Origin of the sequence: Aldersonia kunmingensis, assembly GCF_001646865.1 — a bacterium.
Lineage (GTDB): Bacteria > Actinomycetota > Actinomycetes > Mycobacteriales > Mycobacteriaceae > Aldersonia > Aldersonia kunmingensis.
Genome location: NZ_LRRB01000019.1, coordinates 1 through 19667 on the forward strand (window position 1 = coordinate 1; position 19667 = coordinate 19667).

A 19667-nucleotide genomic window follows, 5' to 3' on the forward strand; every position below is an offset into this window, starting at 1 on the left:
GGGGCATGCTCATGTCCGAATAGTGTTGGTTAGCAGCCTATTTCGAACGAACTTAGGCGGCGACGCGCCTGTTCCCCGCCCACCCGATGGATGGCGCGGGGAACAGGCGTATACCCGCGGTCAGCGGGTGCCGCGGCGCCGTGCGAGGGCGGGTCCTGCACTGACCACGACCCAGAGCAGGGCGGCGGCGAGCAGGGCTGCGGTGGTGTCGGCGAGGGTGGCGGTCCCGAGGACGTGTCCGCGTAGGGCGTCGGTGGCGTGGGCGACGGGGTTGAGATACGCCGCGGTCTGCATCCAGCCGGGCGTGGTGTCGATCGGGGCGAACGCGCTCGAGACGAACATGAGCGGCATCATCAGCATCATCCCGGCGAACTGGACCACGTCGGGGCGGCGCATCCGGTCGCCGATGAGCCCGAACAGGGCGCTCATCGCGGCGGCGAGGACGACAAGAACGAGGATCGCGGCGGCGGCATCGACGGCGGATCCATGGAATCGGAAGCCGAGTGCGACCGCGGCGACACCGAGGATCGCGGCGCGGGCGAGGGTGAACACGGCTTCGTTGATGGTGCGTGCCAGCCCGGGCAGTGCGGAGCGCATCGGTAGGGCGGCGAAGCGGTCGTGCAGTCCGTTGGTGTGGTCGATCGCGGCGGAGACGCCGGCGTTGGTGCCTGCCATGACGGTGGACACGGCGAGCATGGCGGGAGTGAGGAAGTCGATGTAGCTGACCCCGGCCGGGAAGCTGGGACTGTCGGCGACGCTGCGGAACACCTGGCTGAACAGGACCAGCATCGCCATCGGCATGGTGAGCGAGAACATCAACAACTGCGGGACGCGGGCGCTGGTGCGCAGATTGCGGACCACCAGCGCGGCGAGCTGGTCGATCACTGGTGGACGCGGGACGGGGGCGGTCATGGTGGTCATCGGTGGGCTCCGGTGTGGGCGAGGTGGGTGAAAACGTCATCGAGGCTGGGTGAGGTCACGTCGAGGTCGGTGACCGAGATCCCGATGTCGTCGAGTTGGGCCACGATCTCGGTTGCGGTGGCGGCGTCGTCGACAGTGACCGTGACTCGGGCGTGTGCACCGTGCACGTCGGGGTCGGCGTCCGGGCGAAACGGCAGGTTGGCCAGGTGGTGAGTGGGAATGGTGGCGGTGACGCGTTTGCCGCCGACGATCCGTTTCAGCTCGGCGGGTGTGCCGCGGGCGGCGACTCTGCCGTGGTTGAGCACGACGATGTGGTCGGCGAGCCGGTCGGCTTCTTCGAGGTACTGGGTGGTGAGCACCACGGTGGTGCCGGTGGTGGTGAGGTCGGCGACGACGTCCCACAGCGCGGTCCGGGCGATCGGATCCAGGCCGGTGGTGGGTTCGTCGAGGAACAGCACCGACGGGGAGCCGACGAGGCTGGCGGCCAGGTCGACGCGGCGCCGCGATCCGCCGGACAGTTCACCCACGCGACGGGCGGCGAGGTCGTGCAGGTCGAGCCGATCGATCAGCGCGTCAGCGCGGGCGCGGGCCCCGCGGCGCAGCCCCGCGAGCCGCCCGATCAGTTCCAGGTTCTCTCGCGCTGTGAGGAACTCGTCGAGCCCGGCGTACTGGCCGGTGACACCGATCCGCTGCCGGATCGCGGGGCCGTGGGTGACGATGTCGAGGCCGTCGATCAGGACGCGGCCGGTGCTGGGTCGCACCAGGGTGGTGAGTGCGCGGATCAGCGTGGTTTTGCCGGCGCCGTTGTGGCCGAGCACACCGAGGGTGGTGCCGGGCGCGGCGTCGAGGTCGACCCCGTCCAGGGCCCAGGTCGTGCCGTAGGCGATGCGCAGATCCTCGACGAGGACCGCGGCCGGGCGGGTCATTTCACGCTCCCGGCGTGTCGAGACTCGCGAACGATGCTGTGGTTCATCGGAGTTCCCTTTCAGGTGTCGCATCCCCGGCCCGGTTTGGGGGGTGCTCCTACCTGTTCAGACGACCCGTTGCCCGAAAGGACGCACCGTGCGACGACGCGGGGCTATGGACGTTGCAAACCTCGATCTTCCCGGACACCGGGCCGGCATCGCCCTGCACCGCGGGCTTTCGCACCATCGGGGTGCGCGAACGTATTGCCCAACTCGACGGTATCTGGCGCGACACCGTTCTGCTCGAACGCCGCAGCCCGCCATCGACTGACCATCCCGACTCGGCAAGGCGATTTCACCACCGCCTCGGTGTCGACGGCACCGCAGACAGTCTCGGTGGCGGCGAGAATTCGTCGGCGACGGCCTATCGGCGATTAGCGCGTAAATCATTGCCATGGAAGGGGTTTCGTGCCACAGTGCCGCGACGGCGAGGCTCACGACGGCAGGGTCCCCGGGGAACATCAGCCGGTCGTGCCGCTGGAGCTGCGGTTCGGGCGATGGTGCGATAGCTCGAAATGTCGTCGCTGAGGACGCACGAACCACGGGTGCCTTTGGCGGCGCTGAAGGCAGCGTGACCGCTGAGGTGTTTCGGCACCGCGTCGTCATCCTCGGGAGGTTGTGGCCGCCGGTCGGAGGGAGAAGTGTGGAATCCGCTGGGGCCGCATCCTCGTGGCACGCAACGACACAAAGCTGGTGGGGACGATGAGCGGGCCAGAGATGGTCGACAGGACAGCGATCGCTCGTGAGTTCGAGCGTGCTCGCACGAGATTTCACCAGCTGCTCGAGGAAGCCACCGACGAGTCGCTGAGCCGACCATCCGCCGGAACCCGGTGGACCAACGAGCAGCTGCTCTTCCACATGCTCTTCGGATACATGGTCGTGGAGGCGTTGGTGGTCATGGTGCGGGTGATCGGTCGGCTACCGGCTCGGTTCGGTCGGATATTCGCCCGGATGCTGGATGCCGCGACAGGGCCGTTCAACGTGGTGAACTTCTACGGGTCGTGTGCGGCGGCACTGGTGTTCAACCGACGTCGGATGGGCGCCAAGCTCGATCGCGTTATCGCGAGGCTGACCCGGCGGCTGCAACTCGAGTCCGAAACCGATTTGGCTCGGGGCATGTACTACCCGATCCACTGGGATCCGTTCTTCACCGACTACATGACCCTCGCCGACATTTATCGGTACCCCACGCAGCATTTCGACTTCCACGAAAGGCAACTCACCCTCGATCGTCCCAGCTGACAACTATGTGCGGATACCGGCATCACTGCCGCCGATCGCGACGATGTGACGCGGCGCCATGGGGAGACTCCGTGATCGTCGGGTGGAGAGAGTTCATCCCACCGCACTGGGCGGCGCGACGGCAAACAGGGGTCGGGCAGTGTTACTGGGCGGGGGTGGACGCGGTCAGTCGGGTGTTCAGGTCTTCGACGCGTGAGGCCTTGGGCCATCACGGATTTCCCGTTGTTGCCGACGCAGACGAACATCACCCTGGGCGGGCCGGTCATCGAAGTCCTTTCACAGACTCGGTCGAATTGTCGGGAGCCGGTTTGGGTCAGCGGCTGGTGGTGACGTTGAGGTCCAACAGCAGACGCCGGACGTATTGTTCGATGTCGTCGCGGATCGGGCGCACCGCCTCGATGCCCTGCCCGGCCGGGTCGGGCAGTTCCCAGTTCTCGTAACGCTTTCCGGGGAACACGGGGCAAGCATCCCCGCAGCCCATCGTGACCACGACATCGGCGGCTTGGACGATCTCCTCGGTCCAGGGTTTGGGGAACTCGCCGGTGATGTCGATGCCCACTTCCGCCATAGCCGCGACGGCGGCACGATTGATCTGGTCGCCGGGTTCGGAGCCACCCGACCAGGCCACGGCGAGGTCTTCGGCCAAATGGGTGAAGTAGCCCAGCGCCATTTGGGAGCGCCCGGCGTTGTGCGTGCACAGGAACAGCACGGTCGGCTTGCCGTCGGTGATATTGCCTTCCACGCGGGCCAGGGCGTCCAGGCGTTGCCGGGCGAACCGTTCGGCCAGCAGCGGCAGGAAATTGCCAACGGTGGCCCGGCCGGCGAACTGGTCATACGAAGTGTGCAGGAACCGTTCGATGGTCTCCACGCCGAGGGAGACGGCGAAGTCGGTCTCCAGCCGGTTCGCGGCCGTGCGCAGCGCCAGTTGCTGATCGATGGTCAGATCGTGGCGCCATTGGTGGGTGACAGGACTTCCGGTCACGACGAGCTCCTCTGTTCGGAATCGGCATCGGCAATGGTGCTGGTGTGCGGGTGAGGCACCACGACGTCGTCGGCGGTGGCCGCGGCGTCGGGGTAGAGCACGGTGATCAGCGCCAACCCGAGCAGAGCACCCACGATCTGGGCGGCGATGAAGCCCGGGGCGGAGCTGGGGGCGATACCGGCGAAAGTGTCGGAGAAGATGCGCCCGATGGTGACCGCCGGGTTCGCGAAACTGGTGGAGCTGGTGAACCAGTACGCCGCCCCGATGTAGGCGCCGACCGCCGCCGCCGACACGGCCGCGCGCCCGGTGCGGGCCAGGGCGAAGATCAAGGCGATCAGTCCCGCGGTGGCGACCACCTCCCCGACCACATGCCCGGTCGTGATGCGGTGTTTGGTCGAAATCTCGAACACCTGCAGGTCGAACATGAGATTGGCCAGCCACGCACCGGTGATCCCGCCCGCGATCTGGGCCAGTGTGTAGGCGGCGACCTCGCGACCGCGATGCCGGTGCCCGAACGCCGGCCCAGGAGCCAGTCCGCCGCCGTCACCACCGGGTTGAAATGCGCGCCCGAAATCGGGCCGAACATCAGAATCAGCACCGCGAGCCCGAACACGGTGGCCGTCGAATTCTCCAGCAGCTGCAATCCCACATCCTGCGGTGACAGCGCCGCGGCCGCGATACAGGAGCCGACCACGACCGTCACCAGGAGCAGGGTGCCCAGGAACTCGGCCAGCATGCGCCGTCCCAAACCGATCGCCTCCATCACCGGCCACCGATGAGCTGCTCGGTACCCAGCACGATGGAAAGGCGTTGCAGTGCTTGCGGTATCACCCGGTAGTACACCCAGGAGCCACGCCGCGCGCTGGTGAGCAGGCCGGCCTGGCGCAGCACTTTCAAGTGATGAGAGACCGTGGGCTGGCCGACCTCGATACCGGCCGAGATGTCACAGACACACGCCTCGCCACCGGCGCGGCTGGCCACCACGCTGAACAGACGCAGCCGCACCGGATCCGAGAGCGCTTTGAGTTGGGCCGCCAACTCCGCGGCAGCCGCGGCCGAGAGTGGTTCGCGCACCAGCGGCGCCGGCCGTCGGGCGGCTTGTCGATTCAGCAGCAGGACGCGGAGCCGGCAGGTTGTGCGGATTCCTCGGCCTGCTCGGCGGCCGCTCCACCGCAGCACACCCCACCCTGCTCGTCGTCGCCGGTGAGCAGGTTCGGGCTGGTGCCGAAGGCGTCCGAATCGGCCAGCACCGTGTAGACCTCCCACTTCTCCCCCGCCGGTCCGCTCACCCAGACCTTGTCCTGGGTGGCGAAGCAACAGGTGGTGCCGATCTCCTCGTCTGTGAACAAGCCCTCCCCGGTCAGCCGGGCGATCTCGGCGTGCACCGTGGCGCTGGACTCGACCTCGACGCCGAGGTGGTTGATGCTGCCGCCCTTGCCCGGGTTTTCCAAGAGCACCAGCTTCAGCGGCGGCTCGGCGACCGCGAAGTTGGCGTAACCCGGCTTCACCTTCGCCGGCGCCACACCGAACAGCTTGCTGTAGAACGTGATCGACTCGTCGAGATCATCGACATTGAGGGCCAGCTGAACTCTGGGCATGGTCCCACCTTTCAGGGTTGTGACATATATCGAACTAACGCGCTTGAGCCCAAGGATGCCACCTTTTTGATATATGTCAATCTCTGCGGCAGAATGGCGTCATGCCCAAAGCGTTGCCCGTCATCGACATGTCCGCCCCGGTCTGTTGCGCCCCGGTTGCAGCGGGCCCGATGAGCGACAACCACGCCCTCGAGGTCGCACTGCGGCTCAAAGCACTCGCCGACCCCGCCCGTGTGAAGATCATGTCCTACTTGCTGTCCTCGGCAGCCGGCGAGGAAAACAGCCGCGACCTCGCCACCACGCTCGGGCTGACCGAATCCACCGTCAGCCACCACCTCACCCAGCTGCGCAACGCCGGGCTCGTCGAATCCGAGCGCCGCGGAATGAACGTCTTCCACACCGCCCACCGCGACGCCCTGGTCGCGCTGTGCGTCGTGCTCGACCCGAACTGCTGCACCTGACAACCGCTCTCGCTGCACGGCAACCCCAGCACAACCACCTCGCCGGCTTCAACTTCGACGCTAGGCGGCAGCCGGCAGCCCCCCGTGGGCGAAGGTCCCGGGAAGTCGGCGCGTCCGCACACACCCGGATCGGACCGATCACCGCTCGAGCGTCTGAGGACCATCCGGGGACCACGACGTTACCGGCGAAAAAGCCTGCTTCACAGTGGAATTGGCGCGCGTGACCAACGGGACCAGCGGCCAACACGTCCAGATCCGAGGCCTCCGAACGGATTGCCGCTCGCCTCACATAGATGTCGATCAAATGCGCCGCAAACCTGCCGGCCTGCGCACCGTGCGGTCGCAGTCCCCCGTCGAAATCAGCTCGCGTGCGTCCTTCCGAACCGGCCGACGTCTATTGATGTGCCGATATCCCGGCACCCGACATCGAGTACGAGGACACGACATGACCACCATTCCCACCGATACAGACACCGACCGCGCACTCAAGGCCAAGCACCGAGCGTTGTGGGCCTCCGGCGACTACCCGACCGTCGCGGCCGAGCTGATCCCGACCCTCGGCGAAGTACTCGTGGAGGCAGCCGACATCCGCCCCGGCCAGCGCGTGCTCGACGTGGCCGCCGGCACTGGCAACGCCGCGATCCCGGCTGCCGTGCGCGGCGCCACCGTCGTCGCGTCGGACCTCACACCGGAACTGTTCGTCGCCGGCCAAGCGATCGCCGCCCAGCGCGGCGTCGAGCTGGACTGGATCGAGGCCGACGCCGAGGCGCTGGCGTTCGAGGACAACAGCTTCGACGCCGTCATCTCGGTCGTCGGGGCAATGTTCGCGCCGCACCATCGCCAGACCGCCGACGAGATGCTGCGCGTCTGCCGCCCCGGCGGCACCATCGCGATGATCAACTGGACACCGCAGGGCCTGATCGGCAACCTGTTCAAGACCATGGGCCCCTCCGCACCGCCCCCGCCGCCCGGTGCCACCCCGCCGCCACTGTGGGGCGACGAGCAACACATCCGCGACCTGTTCGGCGACCGGGTGAACGCGCTCGAAACGCGACGCCAGTCGCTCGTAATCGACCGCTTCGCAGACCCGACCGAGTTCCGGGAGTTCTGGAAACGCAACTATGGCCCGACGGTCGCCGTGTACCGCCACAATGCCGCCGACCCGGACCGGATCGCGAACCTCGATCGGGATTTCCTGCAGTTCCTCACCGCGTGGAATCGGGCCGAAGCGCCCAGCCGGACACTCTACGAGGCCGAGTACCTGCTCGTCACCGCACGCAAGCGGTAGCCGCGATGGCGCTCGGGCACCGGCAGCGCGCCGCAGGATCGCAGACCTATCCGCCTTCGCCGCGCACCCACGCACACCACCGCCGAGCCTTCCTTGCCGCTTCTGCGACTGGACGACGCAGCGGCGCATCCCCGTCATAATCCACCGGGGCAGCAGGAATCTGGCGATCGCCCTCGACACGCGCTCGCTCGGAACGGCGCTTGTGCAGCGTCATCCGGCTTGTGGGTGCGCACTGCGGGGACAACCGCCCTGTGCGACGTTGCGACGTTCCGAGTCTATCTACCATCGTCCCGATTCCACGCCGCACATCAACGAGCCCCTCTTGCGGATAAAATCATCGAGGGCTGGGGCACGAAAGCTGGTGGCCTACTGGACAACGATCGCGCAGACGAAACAATCTTCCGCGAGCTGCAGACCGATGACGCGGAGGCGGTCCTCGCCTTGCTCACGTCCATGACGCGGACGGATTACTTTCATCGATTCTTCACCGCCGATCCGATCGACATGCGCTCGACGGTCGACTTCATCGTCCACAGCGATGACGGATCCGGCGCGATCGGCGCCTTCGACCGAGGTCGCTTGATCGGGGTTGCGAACTATTCGGCTCTTGAGTCCACGCGCATGGCCGAGATTGCATTGGTGGTAGATCACCATCACCAGCATCACGGAATAGGCACGGAACTCCTTGACCGCCTCGCCCAACTAGCCACCACACATGGCATCGAAGAGTTCATCGCCGAAGTGTTGGCGGAGAATTCATCGGCTCTTCAGCTTGTCTTCGACACCAAATGGCCGGTCTCGGCTCACCGGAGCGGTGAGGTCGTGCGCTTCGGCATCAACCTCGTAAACCGGACGAATCCGCGCCGCTCGGTGTAGCGGCTGCCGCGCCGAGGGCGACCGCTCGTCGTTCGCCGCGTTGTGGCACGACGGTCGGATCGCCTCGGCTACCCATCCGCTGCAGCGAGGGCGATCGGTCCCGCAATTTGAGGTCCAAGGGCCCTGCCCGTCAATCGCGGCCAGTGCGAATGTGAATGCACAGAAACGAAAGGCACGACGATGACCGGCACAGTTCCCGACAACGGATCCGTCCGAGCAGCCCTTGCGCTCGCGGTACGTGCACCTTCGATTCACAACAGTCAGCCGTGGCGCTGGCGAATCGGCGAGCGGACCGTGCACCTCTTCGCCGACCCGAGCCGGAATTTGCGATGTGCCGACCCCGACTCTCGCGAGTTGGTGATCAGTTGCGGTGCAGCGTTGCATCACTTCCGAGTTGCGATGGCGGCACTCGGTGGCGCCACGCATGTGCACCGCCTCCCCGATCCCAACCGCCCGAACCACCTCGCTGCGATCGAAATCTCGTCGCGAGTCCCATCTGATACCGATATCGAGTTGGCCGCGCTCATCCCGCGGCGCCGATCCGATCGACGTACCTACAGCGACTGGCCGGTCCCCGACGGTCTCGTGCGGTCCATCGTGTCCGCTGCGGCGGCCGAGGGGCTCGCGCTGATTCCCGTCGAAGGATCGGCGCGGGCGGGTGTCGAACGGGCCATCCGCATCGCCGCCGAACGACACGAGAGCCTGCCCGACTACGAGTCGGAAATGCACGCGTGGAGTGGCCGGCACGCATCTCCCGATGGGGTACCGGCCCGCAATACGATTGCACCCGGCCAGAGTCCCGGCCGGACGCGGGCGTTCGCGGGTGGGGTATTGGCCCAATCCACCGTTCGGGTCGATCGTGACGCCGCCGTTCTGCTCATGTTGGCCACACCGTCCGATGACCGGCCGTCGCAATTGCGTGCCGGCGAGGCGGCCAGCGCGGCGTTGCTCGCGGCGGCGAGCGCAGGCCTTGCCGCATGTCCATTAACCGAGCCGCTGGAGATCTCCGATGTCCGATCGCAAGTCCGCCGCGATGTCCTCAGCGACGACGGCTACCCCCAGATGATCCTGCGGATCGGATGGGCGCCGATGAACGCCGAACCAGTGCAACCGACGCCACGTCGGCCGCTGGATGACGTGCTCGACCCGTTCGATGCACCAGATCAGACCGCGCAATGACGGCAACCCCGTGGTCGAGGTCCGATTAGCTCGGAGTCCATTTGTTCCTGCACTTGATCGATTCGACTCTGCCGCTCGGCATTCGACATTGCCTCTTGGGCTTGGGATACCGCGTGGCGCGCAGCCGGTTGTTGGCTGGTGACCTTTGTAGCCGACGATCTCGAGAAGTCCCTGTCCGCGCGCTGCGTCATAGGGCATCGTGGCGATATGACATCGGCATCGTTGGATCTGTAGCGAGAGGCCCACCGTGCAGAGCCCTGGCGCCGTCACGGAGAACGTACCGTCCGACGACACCGACCCGTGGACCCTCAGCTTCCCCGGGTACGACCCGCGTGCCGAAAAGCTGCGCGAAGCTCTGTGCACCGTCGGAAACGGCTATCTCGCCACTCGCGGCTGCGCACCGGAAGCGCACGCGAACACACTCCACTACCCCGGCACCTACGTGGCGGGGGTGTACAACCGACTCGCCGACGACGTCCTCGGCCAGCGTGTCGACAACGAGAGTCTGGTAAATCTGCCGAACTGGCTGCCGGTCACGTTCCGTATCGACGGGGGAAAGTGGTTCGATATCGACCGAACCGAACTAGTGAACTACCGGCAGGTCCTGGATCTGCGTGGTGCCGTACTCAGCCGGGAGTTCACCTGCCGCGACAAACGGGGACGGGCCACAACCATCCGGCAACGGCGTATCGCCGCAATGCATCTGCCGCATGTTTGCGTCTTGGAAACCACCATCCGCGCCGAGAATTGGACCGGCACGGTCGAGTTTCGATCGTTCGTTGATTCGCAGGTCGAGAATCGTCTCGTCGAGCGCTACAGCAACCTCGCGAGCCGGCACCTGAACACCCTTGGAACCGTGGCGCTCTCGGACGATTCAGCGCTAACCGTCGTCGAGACTACCCAGTCCCACATTCGGGTCGCGGTCGCAATCCGCAATCAATTGTGGCGGGACGGCCGGCACCGAACCGGTCGATTCGAGACTCTTGCCGACGACGATCGGACCGGCCACCACATCACGGCTCGGGTAGAAGCAGGGCAATCCCTCGCGCTGGAAAAGACTGTGACCGTGTACACCAGCCGCGATCGGGCGGTCACCGAGCCCGCCGAAGAAGCTTCCCGGTGGCTGGGGCGAACCGGCCGGTTCGGTGAGGTTCTCGGTGGGCACCTGATGGCCTGGAAGCATCTGTGGGACCGCTTCGGCATCGATATCGATGATCACGTCGGGTCACTACGCATCCTTCGTACGCATGTTGTTCATCTGCTGCAAACCGTATCTCCGCACTCCGCCGACCTCGATGCTGGCGCACCTGCGCGGGGCCTTCATGGCGAGGCGTATCGAGGGCACATCTTTTGGGACGAATTGTTCGTATTCGCGGTGCTGAACCTGCGCATGCCGACACTGACGCGGGCCGCCCTGCGGTACCGGTACCTCCGGCTGCCGGAGGCTCGGCAAGCGGCTCGCGAGGCCGGGCACGCCGGCGCGATGTTTCCCTGGCAATCCGGTAGCGACGGTCGAGAGGAGAGCCAGTCGCTTCATCTCAATCCTCAATCGGGACATTGGAATCCGGACCCAAGTAGCCGACAGCATCACATCGGGATCGCCATCGCCTACAACATCTGGCAGTACTACCAGGCGACGAGGGATCTCATCTTTCTCGCCGACTACGGCGCCGAAATGCTGGTCGAGATCGCGCGCTTCTGGGCAAGCATCGCTCACTACGACGAAGCATTGCGCCACTTCGTCATACGAGGCGTGATCGGCCCCGACGAGTTTCATACCGGCTATCCGGACGCGCCCTACGACGGGATCGACAACAACGCCTACACGAACGTCATGGCGGTGTGGACAATTCTGCGCGCACTCGACGCGCTGGCAGCTGTTCCGGCCCAAGCACGCACCACCCTCATGGAAAAGTTGCAACTGCGTGACGCCGAAATCGAACTCTGGGCGCGGGCGAGCTCATCGATGTACGTCCCGTTCCACGACGGCATCCTCGGTCAGTTCGAAGGGTACGAACACCTCGCCGAGCTGGACTGGGACGCGTACCGCCATCGTTACGGCAACATCCAGCGGCTGGATCGAATCCTCGAAGCCGAGGGCGACGACGTCAACCGGTACAAGGTCTCCAAACAGGCCGATGTTCTCATGCTTTTCTATCTGCTCTCCGCGGACGAACTACGTGCCCTGCTCGATCGACTCGGCTACCCCCTTGCACCCGAGCGCATTCCCGAAATCGTCGACTACTACGCCTCGCGAACCTCGCATGGCTCGACTCTGAGCGCCGTTGTCCACACCTGGGTGCTCTCCCGCGCCAACCGCGATCGCGCGATGGCGTTCTTCGACGACGTCCTTGCCTCGGACATGAACGATATTCAGGGCGGCACGACGTTCGAGGGCATCCACCTGGCGGCGATGGCGGGCAGCATCGACCTCCTGCAGAGGTGCTTCTCCGGGATCGAGATCCGGGAGGATCGCCTCATTCTCGGCCCATCCTGGCCGGCACCGATGGGCGCACTGCGCTTTCCGATGACCTACCGGAACCATCGCCTCGAAATCGTGATCCGCGGCCGACGCGCCGAAATCAGCTCCGATCCCAGCGACGCGTCGCCCATTCTCGTCGAGTGCCGAGGCCTGACGCAGGAACTACAACCAGGCACCACGATCCACGTCGAATAGTGCCTTGCGTGCCCGCTAAACGTCCGCACGCGACGGGGCGTCGGAGTCTCGAACCTTGGGTATTGCGGCCCGTCGTTTGGGGACCAATGCCCGCAGTTGCCGCGGCGAGAACCGCCTAGCGTCATGCGCATAGTGCAACTCGACCGAGGGGACCGAGGGGTGAGAGCAATGAATGCCAACGAGGACCAACTTGGCGTGCACCGCCTCGCATCCGCGCAGGTGGTTGTCGGCACCGACGGCTCGGAGGGTGCTGCCCGCGCGGTTCAGTGGGCTGCCCGACTCGGGGCCCAACGCGGCCGGCGACTGCTGATCGTTCACGGGTACGACATGGAGTCCACCCGTTCGGTACGCAATACCTTCGACGCTTTGAACCCGGCCGTCCGGGAAGGGCTCCACGCTCGGGGAGAAGTCCTTGTCGCCGATGCGCGTCGGACCGCCGAGGACACACACCCGAATCTGTCCGTGTCCACGACGGTTTCGCCCGAGAACCCCGGCCGGTTGCTCATCGAATACTCCCGGAGCGCGCACGTCGTCGTGCTCGGGCCCACCGGACGCCGGGGCGCGATCGGGCATGTCGGCTCAACTCTGCTTGCGGTCACCAGTCACGGCGATGGAGCGATCGTGGTTGTCCGCGGCACCGACGGCGAAACACGTTCGGCGCAACCCGTCCTCGTCGGTGTTGACGGGAGCCCAGTCAGCGACGTGGCAGTCGGCGCTGCCTTCCGCGAGGCCGCCGAGCGCAGAACCGGACTCGTCGCCCTGCACTGCTGGGCGGACCTGGACGAAGCGATCTTCTACGGGGCCGGAATCATTGCGCCCGCCGGTCGCGATGCCGACACCGAGGAAGCGCTTCTGGCCGAACAGTTGGCCGGCTGGCACGAGGAGTACCCCGACGTCGTCGTCGCTCGCAAGATCGAGGTATCCGCACCAGCGAAGAAACTCATCCAATACTCGAAGTCGGCGCAACTAGTGGTGGTCGGGAGTCGCGGACGCGGCGGATTCCGCGGCCTGTTGCTCGGATCGACGAGCAATTCCCTCGTACAACACGCCCACTGCCCGATAATGGTGGTGCACCCGGACTGACGATTCCGGTTGCCAACAGCCATTGGCTCCGCGGGGTCGACGACGAGCTGACGAACGCACCGGTGAGCCCCGCCAGATTGCCATTGATGTCGTCAACGTGTGAAGTGGAACCCGACAGCGATCGGAGACTACGCACCATGACCCGCGCGAGCCTCGCCCACGCGAACGCGATACGCGAGGGTATTGCGCTTGCCGTGCATGCCCCGTCGATACACAACACACAGCCGTGGCTGTGGCGAATGCGGTTCTCCGGTGTGGATCTGCATGCCGACTCCAGCTATGCGCTGCCCATTGCTGACCCCGATGGCCGCGAACTGCTATTGAGCTGTGGCGCCGCCATGCACCATTTCTGTTTCGCTATCGCCGCGCGAGGGTGGCAGGCAGAAGTGCAACGATTCCCGAAGCTGTTCGACCCGTACTTCCTCGCGCGCATCGACGTGACTGAGCGGCGGGCGCCGAGCAGCGAAGAGGCGGCGGCGGTCGACGTCATACTGCGGCGCCGCACCGACCGCAGGAGCTTCGATGCACGGCCCGTACCGCCCGAACATTTGTCGGAGTTGACACGCCGTTGTGCCAGGCACGGGGTAATCGCCCAACTGTCCGACGCGGATGACCGGGCGCTCATGACGAGCGCGTTCCACGACGCCGCCGCGCGCCACAGCCGGGATCCGGCATATCAACTCGAACTGGCATCGTGGAGCGGCCTGCACAATATGGACGACGGTGTTCCGGCAGCCAACATTGCGGACGCTTCCCGTGGCTCGCATGTTCCCACGCGCGCATTTGCGGAATCCGATTTGAAACAGCCCGATCCCGCCGATCATGTCACCGATGCGTCGGCATGGATCGTGCTCGGCACACTCGCGGACGACGTCGCGTCCCGGGCGCGGGCAGGTGAGGCGATGAGTGACTTTCTCCTGACGGCCACGAAAATGGGCCTTGCCTCATGCCCAATGAGCGAAGCACTGGAGTTTCCCGACCTTCGCGGAATGATTCGCAACGAGATCGCCACGGAAAATGCTTTCCCACAGATGATCGTTCGCGTCGGCTGGCCAATCGCGGGGGCGCAAGAATTGCCACCCACTCCCCGCCGACCGATCGAGGATGTGCTGCTGCCTCGCCGCGAATTCGAAGCCACCGGCATCCGCTGGCCGTAGAACGCTGCGGAGGCTATCGCTGCGGCTGCGACCGCGCGCTTTCCAGCAGGACTCGCCGCTCCGCCGCAGCCACGTTGCGCCTCGTACGTACCGCCGCATCGGGTGTAACCGACACCGAGGTAATGCCCTGACGAACCAGATGTTCGGCCAGGCCGGGATCGGTGGATACAGCCTGTCCGCACAGCGATGTGGTGAGTCCGGCCGCGGTGGCGCGCTCGATGATCCGGTCGATGGCGTCGAGCACGGCGGGGTCCATGGTGTCGAACAGGTCGCGACAGATTTCGGAGTCGCGGTCGACGCCCAGGATGAGTTGGGTCAGATCGTTCGTTCCGATGGACACACCATCGATGCCGAGGCGGGCATACTCGGGCAGCCAATGCACCACCGATGGCACTTCGGCCATGATCCAGCGTCGCATCGACCGGTCGTCGCCGAGCGGGTGCCCATTAACCAGGTCGAGGCACTGCTCGAGCTCCCAGCGGGTCCGGACGAACGGAATCATCAGATGAACGTTGCGGTGGTGTTGCCGGACCGACCGCAGCACGTCGAGATCGAGGCGGAACAGTTCGGGCTCGCGCACGTATCGGAAGCATCCGCGGTAGCCGATCATCGGATTGTCCTCGACCGGTTCCACATCGCCGCCCGCCAAATTGCTGAATTCGTTGGTGCGCAGGTCGATCGCCCGGTAGATGACCGGCCGCGGCTCGAATGCCGCGGCGATCCGCGCGACCCCCGCGGCCATCTTTTCGACGTATTCGTCGCGGCGGCCCTCTGCCAGCATTGCCACAGGATGGCGACCGGCGAGCGCGTCCATGATCATGAACTCCGCGCGTAGGAGGCCGACGCCGTCGACGTCCATGGCCGCAACCTGATCGGCCACATCCGGAGTAGCGAGATTGACGTACACCGATGTCGCCGTCACCTCCGGGTGGGCGACCCGCGCGGGAGCGGCGACCGGCGCGGAGACGGTCGGTTCGGTCGACGCGGCAGATCCCGCATAGACCACCCCCGTGCTGCCGTCCACCGTGACGACGTCACCGTCAACCAGCGTGGTGGTGCCATCTCGGCTCCCCACCACGACGGGGCGGCCGAGCTCGCGTCCCACGATCGCAGCGTGGCAGGTGATCCCGCCGCCGTCGGTGACGATCGCCGCGGCCCGCCGCAAGACCGGCAACCAGTCCGGGCGGGTCATCGTGGCGACCAGAACATCCCCTTCGCCCACCCGAGCCGCCTCGGCAACGGAGTGAAGTATCCGCACCCTGCCCGACGCCCGGCCAGGGCTGGCGCCGAGGCCGTGCAACAACGGTGCACCGGCCGGCTCCCTCGGTTCGCTCGACACTGCGCCTTCCGGCAGCGACTCGAGGGTCGTGATGGGGCGGGTCTGAACAAGCCACAGATCGTCGCCGACAAACGCGAACTCGACATCCTGCGGCGCGCCGTAATGGTGCTCGACGGACGTCACCAGCTCCGCGAGCCGGCGCAGCCGTTCGCCGGTCAAATGACGTTTTCCCCTGTCCGCCAACGGAATTTCACGGGATTGCTCGCGATCGTTGTCCACCGTGATGGCGAAGGATTGCGAACCGATGTGCTCCGAGACGACACGAAAGTCGGGCTTCGAGAGGACGTAGGTGTCCGGTTCGACCTGGCCGCCGACGACCACTTCGCCGAGCCCGCTGGCCGCCTCGATGACGATTCGGTCGAGGTCACCGGTTCGAGGATCGGCGGTGAATGCCACGCCGGATACCTCGGAATCGACCATTCGTTGCACGACGACAGCAATCGACGGTTCGTCGGTGACGCTGCGCACCCCGCGGTAGGTGAGCGCACGCTCGGACCACAACGACGCCCAGCATTTCCGGATCGCGTCGATCAACTCGTCGACACCCCCGACATCGGTAAAGCTGTCATGGATCCCGGCGAACGACGTATCAGCCGCATCCTCGGCCGGCGCCGAGGAACGCACGGCAACCCGAACTCCCGCGCCGAGGTGGTGATAGGCATCGGCGATCTCCTGCCGCAGCGAATCCGGCACCGGCACATCGAGAATACGCGAACGAAGCTCGCTCGCCGCGTCGGTCAACGCGCTATCACCACCGGACGGCGGCAGCGCCCGCGACCGCAACTCGTCGCGCACACCGGCCTTGTCGACCGCATCGAGATAGCCCTCCTTGGTGACGACGAAGCCACCGGGCACCGGAAATCCGCCGCGGCTGAGCTCGCCCAGATTGGCGGCCTTGCCGCCCACCGAGGGGGCATCCGCTAGGCCGACCACATCGATCGGCAACACCCACTCGGACCGCACCATGTTTCGACGAACGTCCATTTGCGACACTCCCTCGGTAGCTCGCCAATTCCCCCCTTGATCCTCCGCCGTCACAGCGGAGAAACCAGGGCATTAAGACCCCAGTCGCGGTTTCTACGAGGGCCTGATGGCACCACCATCCGGATTCACGAGCGCCCGTGTGCGGGGCCGAATGGCCCTTCCGCCGGTCGGAGCGCAGGAAGAGAGTGAGGTGAAGAGGAAAGGAGCCGTCATGCAAGCGCGCCACATCATGAGCACTCCGGTCACCACCGTCTCGGTCGATACGCCGACCGACGAGTGCGTCGAGATCATCGCCCGGAAGGGCTTCACGGTCCTGCCTGTGCTCGATCACGAAGAGCATTTGGTGGGCATCGTGTCCGACGGTGATCTCCTGCGCGAACGACTCCGGTCCTCGACACCATTGCGCCACCCAGTACGCGAGACGATGACCAGCCCGGTCATCGCCATGACCCCCGACGCCGACATCAGCGACCTGGCCTCCGCGATGTTGCGCACCAAACTGCGCGGTATCCCGATTCTCCTGGGCCGGCAGGTCGTCGGAATCGTCACCCGACGCGATCTCATCGGTGCATTGACCACCGACGACGCGAACATCGCCAAGGAGGTGCAGCATCGCCTCGACGTGTACGGAGGCGAAGGCCGATGGTCAGTCGAGGTCGCCGACGGTCAAGTCCAGCTAAGCGGCGTCACCGCCGAGGACCCCGAACGCGGCGTCGTGGCCGCGCTCGCCGAGACAGTGCCGGGCGTCCGCAAAGTGGCTGTGGTGTAGTCGAGTTCGGCCGGTCCGGGATCACCCGCTTCATCGCCTGGAGGCGGTGCGGGCGACTGTTGGACGTCGACGATGGCCGGCGCTCAGCCAGGCCCTTCGCACAATGTATGGACCGCGTTGCGGAACGGACCGGCTGACCCCAGCTGGCGACTCCGCTGCGAACCTTGGACGATCGCAACTGTCAGATCACCCCGACATTCTCACCCGACAGGAATCGGGAATGCCATACCGTGGGGGCATGGCAGAACAGTCGCCGGCTGTCGCGGTCTCGCATCCACCGGCCGCCGTACTCCGTGTCGTCAACCCGGTATTGCGGTCGTTGCTGCGCACCCCGATCATGGGCGCCGCGCGGCAGCAGATGATGGTGGTGAGTTTCAATGGGCGAGAATCGGGGCGTCGGTACTCGATTCCGTTGAGCGCTCACAGAATCGACAACATTCTCTACGCCCTGACGCCCGCGCCGTGGAAGGTCAACTTTCGCGACGGCGCCACAGCCGAGGTCCTCCTCGGCGGCAAAACGACGACCATGCGCGGCGAACTCATCCGGGACCGTGCGATCGTCGCCGATCTCGCTCACCGCTGCGCCGAGTCCCATGGTGTCAAGCACGCACAGCGCACCATGGGATTGAAATTCCGCGATGAGCGGATACCAACTCTCGAGGAGTTCGCGGAGGCAGTCGACCGAGACCACCTGGCCGTAATCCGACTGACCCCGGCGACGTAATCCGGACACTCATCTCATGAAATGCGGTGCGGGTGGCGTGCGTTCGGCCGCACGGTTCGCGGGAATCGGTCTCGCAGCGGCCGTGTTTTACCAACTTGTCGTGCGAACGCGCGTTCTCAACTGGGGAGCCCGGCCTGCCGAGATCGAAGCGCACCTGCCCGGCGACGATCTGCTCCCCGACGCCGACGGTGTCGCGACGCGCGCCATCAGCATTGAAGCCTCGCCGCACCATATCTACCCGTGGCTCGTGCAAATGGGACCGACGCCACGCGGCGGCGCCTACACCTACGACTGGATCGAGAACCTCTTCGGGCTGAACATGCACAGCGCCGATCACATCCTCGACGACTTCCAGCACCCCCGCATCGGTGACAAGGTCGGAGTCGGCCCCAACTCGATGGTCGTCGAAATCGCCGACCCCGGACACTGCTTTGCCACACGGTCGGCCGACGGAAACTGGGTGTGGGCGTTCACGATCGTCCCCGACGGGACGGGCGCAAGGTTGATCAGCCGCAACCGATTTCGGCTGCCCCGACCAGCCGACCGCATCGGAATGGTAATCATGGAACCCGGATCGCTGGTGATGGAACGCAAGATGCTGCGCGGGATCAAAGAACGCGCCGAACAACTGGCCGAACAAGATCGCCCAGGGCGATGAACGCAGTCGAAGTGGCACTCGGGCGACGCTTTCGGCCATAGCGGTGCGCAGCGCGACGTCACGCGGATCGTCGTGAGATTTACCCATCCGGTTGCAGACGTAGCCGTAGCCGATACCCGCGTCGGGATCGGCGTATCCAAAGGAACCGCCCGCTCCAGGCGATCCGAACGACGCAGGCCCACCGAATGTCCAATCCGGTGCCGGACGCATGAAACCGAGGGAGAACCTGATGTCTCCGAACAGACACCGGTCGCGAAAACCCTGTTCCGGCGGCACCGGAGGGGAGATCAAGGCCTGAAAAGTCTCAGGGCGTATTCCGAGTTCCGCGCCGCCCGTGGCGAGCACCCCGTACGCGCGACCTAGTGCGCGCGCCGTGCGCAGGTGGGCGATTAGGTACACACTCGCTCGTCGAGATCGATCCAGCCGCGGGAGTGGACAAGCGCCATTTAACCTGGGGACCATCTGGGGACCATGTCAGCACCCTCGATTGCTCGCTTAACGTGGCGGTGTCCTCGTCGATGACCTGGCTGCTTGGACAACCGCGGATCCGGGTATGGGAGACCCAACAGAGCAAGGAGGGAACGATGGCGATCAGAGTGGTTGTACCGACCTTGGTTTTCGCGAGCGCAGCGTTGGCGACGGGTTTGCTTGCCGGATGCAATGACGTCGAAGAAGCAGTCAACCAGGGCGGTGACACGTCATGCAGCGATTACCGCGAGCAGGACAAGGACAAGCAGCGCGTCACCGTAACGAAGTTCCTCAAG

16 protein-coding genes and 4 pseudogenes are annotated in these 19667 nt (G+C 65.6%); 13 read left to right on the forward strand and 7 right to left on the reverse strand.

All coding sequences use genetic code 11. The features are described 5' to 3' along the window. Positions 1 to 120: 120 nt before the first annotated feature. Positions 121 to 921 carry an ABC transporter permease gene (locus A8G08_RS01765; RefSeq protein ID WP_068269392.1) on the reverse strand — a complete coding sequence of 267 codons (801 nt, stop codon included), beginning with the start codon at positions 919 to 921 and terminating at the stop codon, positions 121 to 123. Then, positions 918 to 1847 carry an ATP-binding cassette domain-containing protein gene (locus tag A8G08_RS01770; RefSeq protein WP_068269394.1) on the reverse strand — a complete coding sequence of 310 codons (930 nt, stop codon included), beginning with the start codon at positions 1845 to 1847 and terminating at the stop codon, positions 918 to 920. The genes A8G08_RS01765 and A8G08_RS01770 overlap by 4 nt, the downstream gene beginning before the upstream one ends. A gap of 140 nt (positions 1848 to 1987) precedes the next feature. On the opposite strand from A8G08_RS01770, the pseudogene A8G08_RS27880 reads away from it, so the two are divergent. Together A8G08_RS27880 and A8G08_RS01775 are read left to right on the forward strand one after the other, a co-directional pair. Beyond that, positions 1988 to 2146, forward strand: a pseudogene (locus tag A8G08_RS27880) (ArsR family transcriptional regulator); the annotation flags it as partial. A 442-nt stretch (positions 2147 to 2588) separates the two neighbouring features. Further along, complete coding sequence (locus A8G08_RS01775; RefSeq protein WP_068269418.1) at positions 2589 to 3128, forward strand: DinB family protein; 540 nt, start codon at positions 2589 to 2591, stop codon at positions 3126 to 3128. Between the two features lie 313 nt (positions 3129 to 3441). Here the strand turns inward: A8G08_RS01775 and A8G08_RS01780 are convergent, their stop codons facing one another. From A8G08_RS01780 to A8G08_RS01795, 4 genes and pseudogenes are all read right to left on the reverse strand, one after another. Next, positions 3442 to 4110 (reverse strand): arsenate reductase ArsC, encoded by a 669-nt coding sequence (locus tag A8G08_RS01780; protein WP_068269395.1) that lies wholly within the window; start codon positions 4108 to 4110, stop codon positions 3442 to 3444. Further along, a pseudogene (locus tag A8G08_RS01785) lies at positions 4107 to 4873 on the reverse strand (aquaporin). Before A8G08_RS01785 ends, A8G08_RS01780 begins: the two are co-directional and overlap by 4 nt. Next, complete coding sequence (locus tag A8G08_RS01790) at positions 4873 to 5226, reverse strand: ArsR/SmtB family transcription factor (RefSeq protein ID WP_068269420.1); 354 nt, start codon at positions 5224 to 5226, stop codon at positions 4873 to 4875. Before A8G08_RS01790 ends, A8G08_RS01785 begins: the two are co-directional and overlap by 1 nt. Continuing rightward, positions 5217 to 5708, reverse strand: a complete 492-nt coding sequence (locus A8G08_RS01795; protein ID WP_068269397.1) for an ArsI/CadI family heavy metal resistance metalloenzyme — start codon at positions 5706 to 5708, stop codon at positions 5217 to 5219. The genes A8G08_RS01790 and A8G08_RS01795 overlap by 10 nt, the downstream gene beginning before the upstream one ends. Positions 5709 to 5809: 101 nt before the next feature. On the opposite strand from A8G08_RS01795, the gene A8G08_RS01800 reads away from it, so the two are divergent. The 7 genes and pseudogenes from A8G08_RS01800 (at position 5810) to A8G08_RS01830 (ending at position 14429) form a co-directional block, all read left to right on the forward strand. Then, positions 5810 to 6169, forward strand: coding sequence for an Rv2640c family ArsR-like transcriptional regulator (locus tag A8G08_RS01800; protein WP_068269399.1), 360 nt, complete (start codon positions 5810 to 5812; stop codon positions 6167 to 6169). A gap of 445 nt (positions 6170 to 6614) precedes the next feature. Beyond that, positions 6615 to 7457, forward strand: a complete 843-nt coding sequence (locus A8G08_RS01805; protein ID WP_068269401.1) for a class I SAM-dependent methyltransferase — start codon at positions 6615 to 6617, stop codon at positions 7455 to 7457. Between the two features lie 225 nt (positions 7458 to 7682). Beyond that, the gene (locus tag A8G08_RS01810) at positions 7683 to 8333 is read left to right on the forward strand and encodes a GNAT family N-acetyltransferase (RefSeq protein ID WP_068269403.1); all 651 of its coding nucleotides are present in this window, start codon (positions 7683 to 7685) and stop codon (positions 8331 to 8333) included. Between the two features lie 180 nt (positions 8334 to 8513). Then, positions 8514 to 9512, forward strand: a complete 999-nt coding sequence (locus A8G08_RS01815; RefSeq protein WP_068269405.1) for an Acg family FMN-binding oxidoreductase — start codon at positions 8514 to 8516, stop codon at positions 9510 to 9512. 295 nt (positions 9513 to 9807) lie between these two features. Continuing rightward, positions 9808 to 12189, forward strand: a pseudogene (locus A8G08_RS01820) (glycoside hydrolase family 65 protein); the annotation flags it as partial. Positions 12190 to 12357: 168 nt separating this feature from the next. Next, a complete protein-coding gene (locus A8G08_RS01825; RefSeq protein WP_068269409.1) occupies positions 12358 to 13272 on the forward strand; it encodes a universal stress protein in 915 nt (304 codons plus the stop codon). A 137-nt stretch (positions 13273 to 13409) separates the two neighbouring features. Beyond that, the gene (locus tag A8G08_RS01830; RefSeq protein WP_068269410.1) at positions 13410 to 14429 is read left to right on the forward strand and encodes an Acg family FMN-binding oxidoreductase; all 1020 of its coding nucleotides are present in this window, start codon (positions 13410 to 13412) and stop codon (positions 14427 to 14429) included. Between the two features lie 13 nt (positions 14430 to 14442). Here A8G08_RS01830 and ppsA read toward each other — a convergent pair whose 3' ends face one another. Further along, complete coding sequence (ppsA, locus tag A8G08_RS01835; RefSeq protein ID WP_068269412.1) at positions 14443 to 16752, reverse strand: phosphoenolpyruvate synthase; 2310 nt, start codon at positions 16750 to 16752, stop codon at positions 14443 to 14445. 211 nt (positions 16753 to 16963) lie between these two features. Between ppsA and A8G08_RS01840 the strand changes: the two genes are divergently transcribed. From A8G08_RS01840 to A8G08_RS01855, 4 genes and pseudogenes are all read left to right on the forward strand, one after another. Beyond that, positions 16964 to 17521, forward strand: coding sequence for a CBS domain-containing protein (locus tag A8G08_RS01840; protein ID WP_068269422.1), 558 nt, complete (start codon positions 16964 to 16966; stop codon positions 17519 to 17521). Positions 17522 to 17759: 238 nt separating this feature from the next. Further along, positions 17760 to 18245, forward strand: a complete 486-nt coding sequence (locus A8G08_RS01845; protein ID WP_068269413.1) for a hypothetical protein — start codon at positions 17760 to 17762, stop codon at positions 18243 to 18245. 100 nt (positions 18246 to 18345) lie between these two features. Next, entirely contained in the window at positions 18346 to 18903 is a 558-nt protein-coding gene (locus A8G08_RS01850; protein WP_245672564.1) for an SRPBCC family protein, read from the forward strand. Between the two features lie 584 nt (positions 18904 to 19487). Then, positions 19488 to 19667: pseudogene (locus tag A8G08_RS01855) on the forward strand (hypothetical protein); the annotation flags it as partial.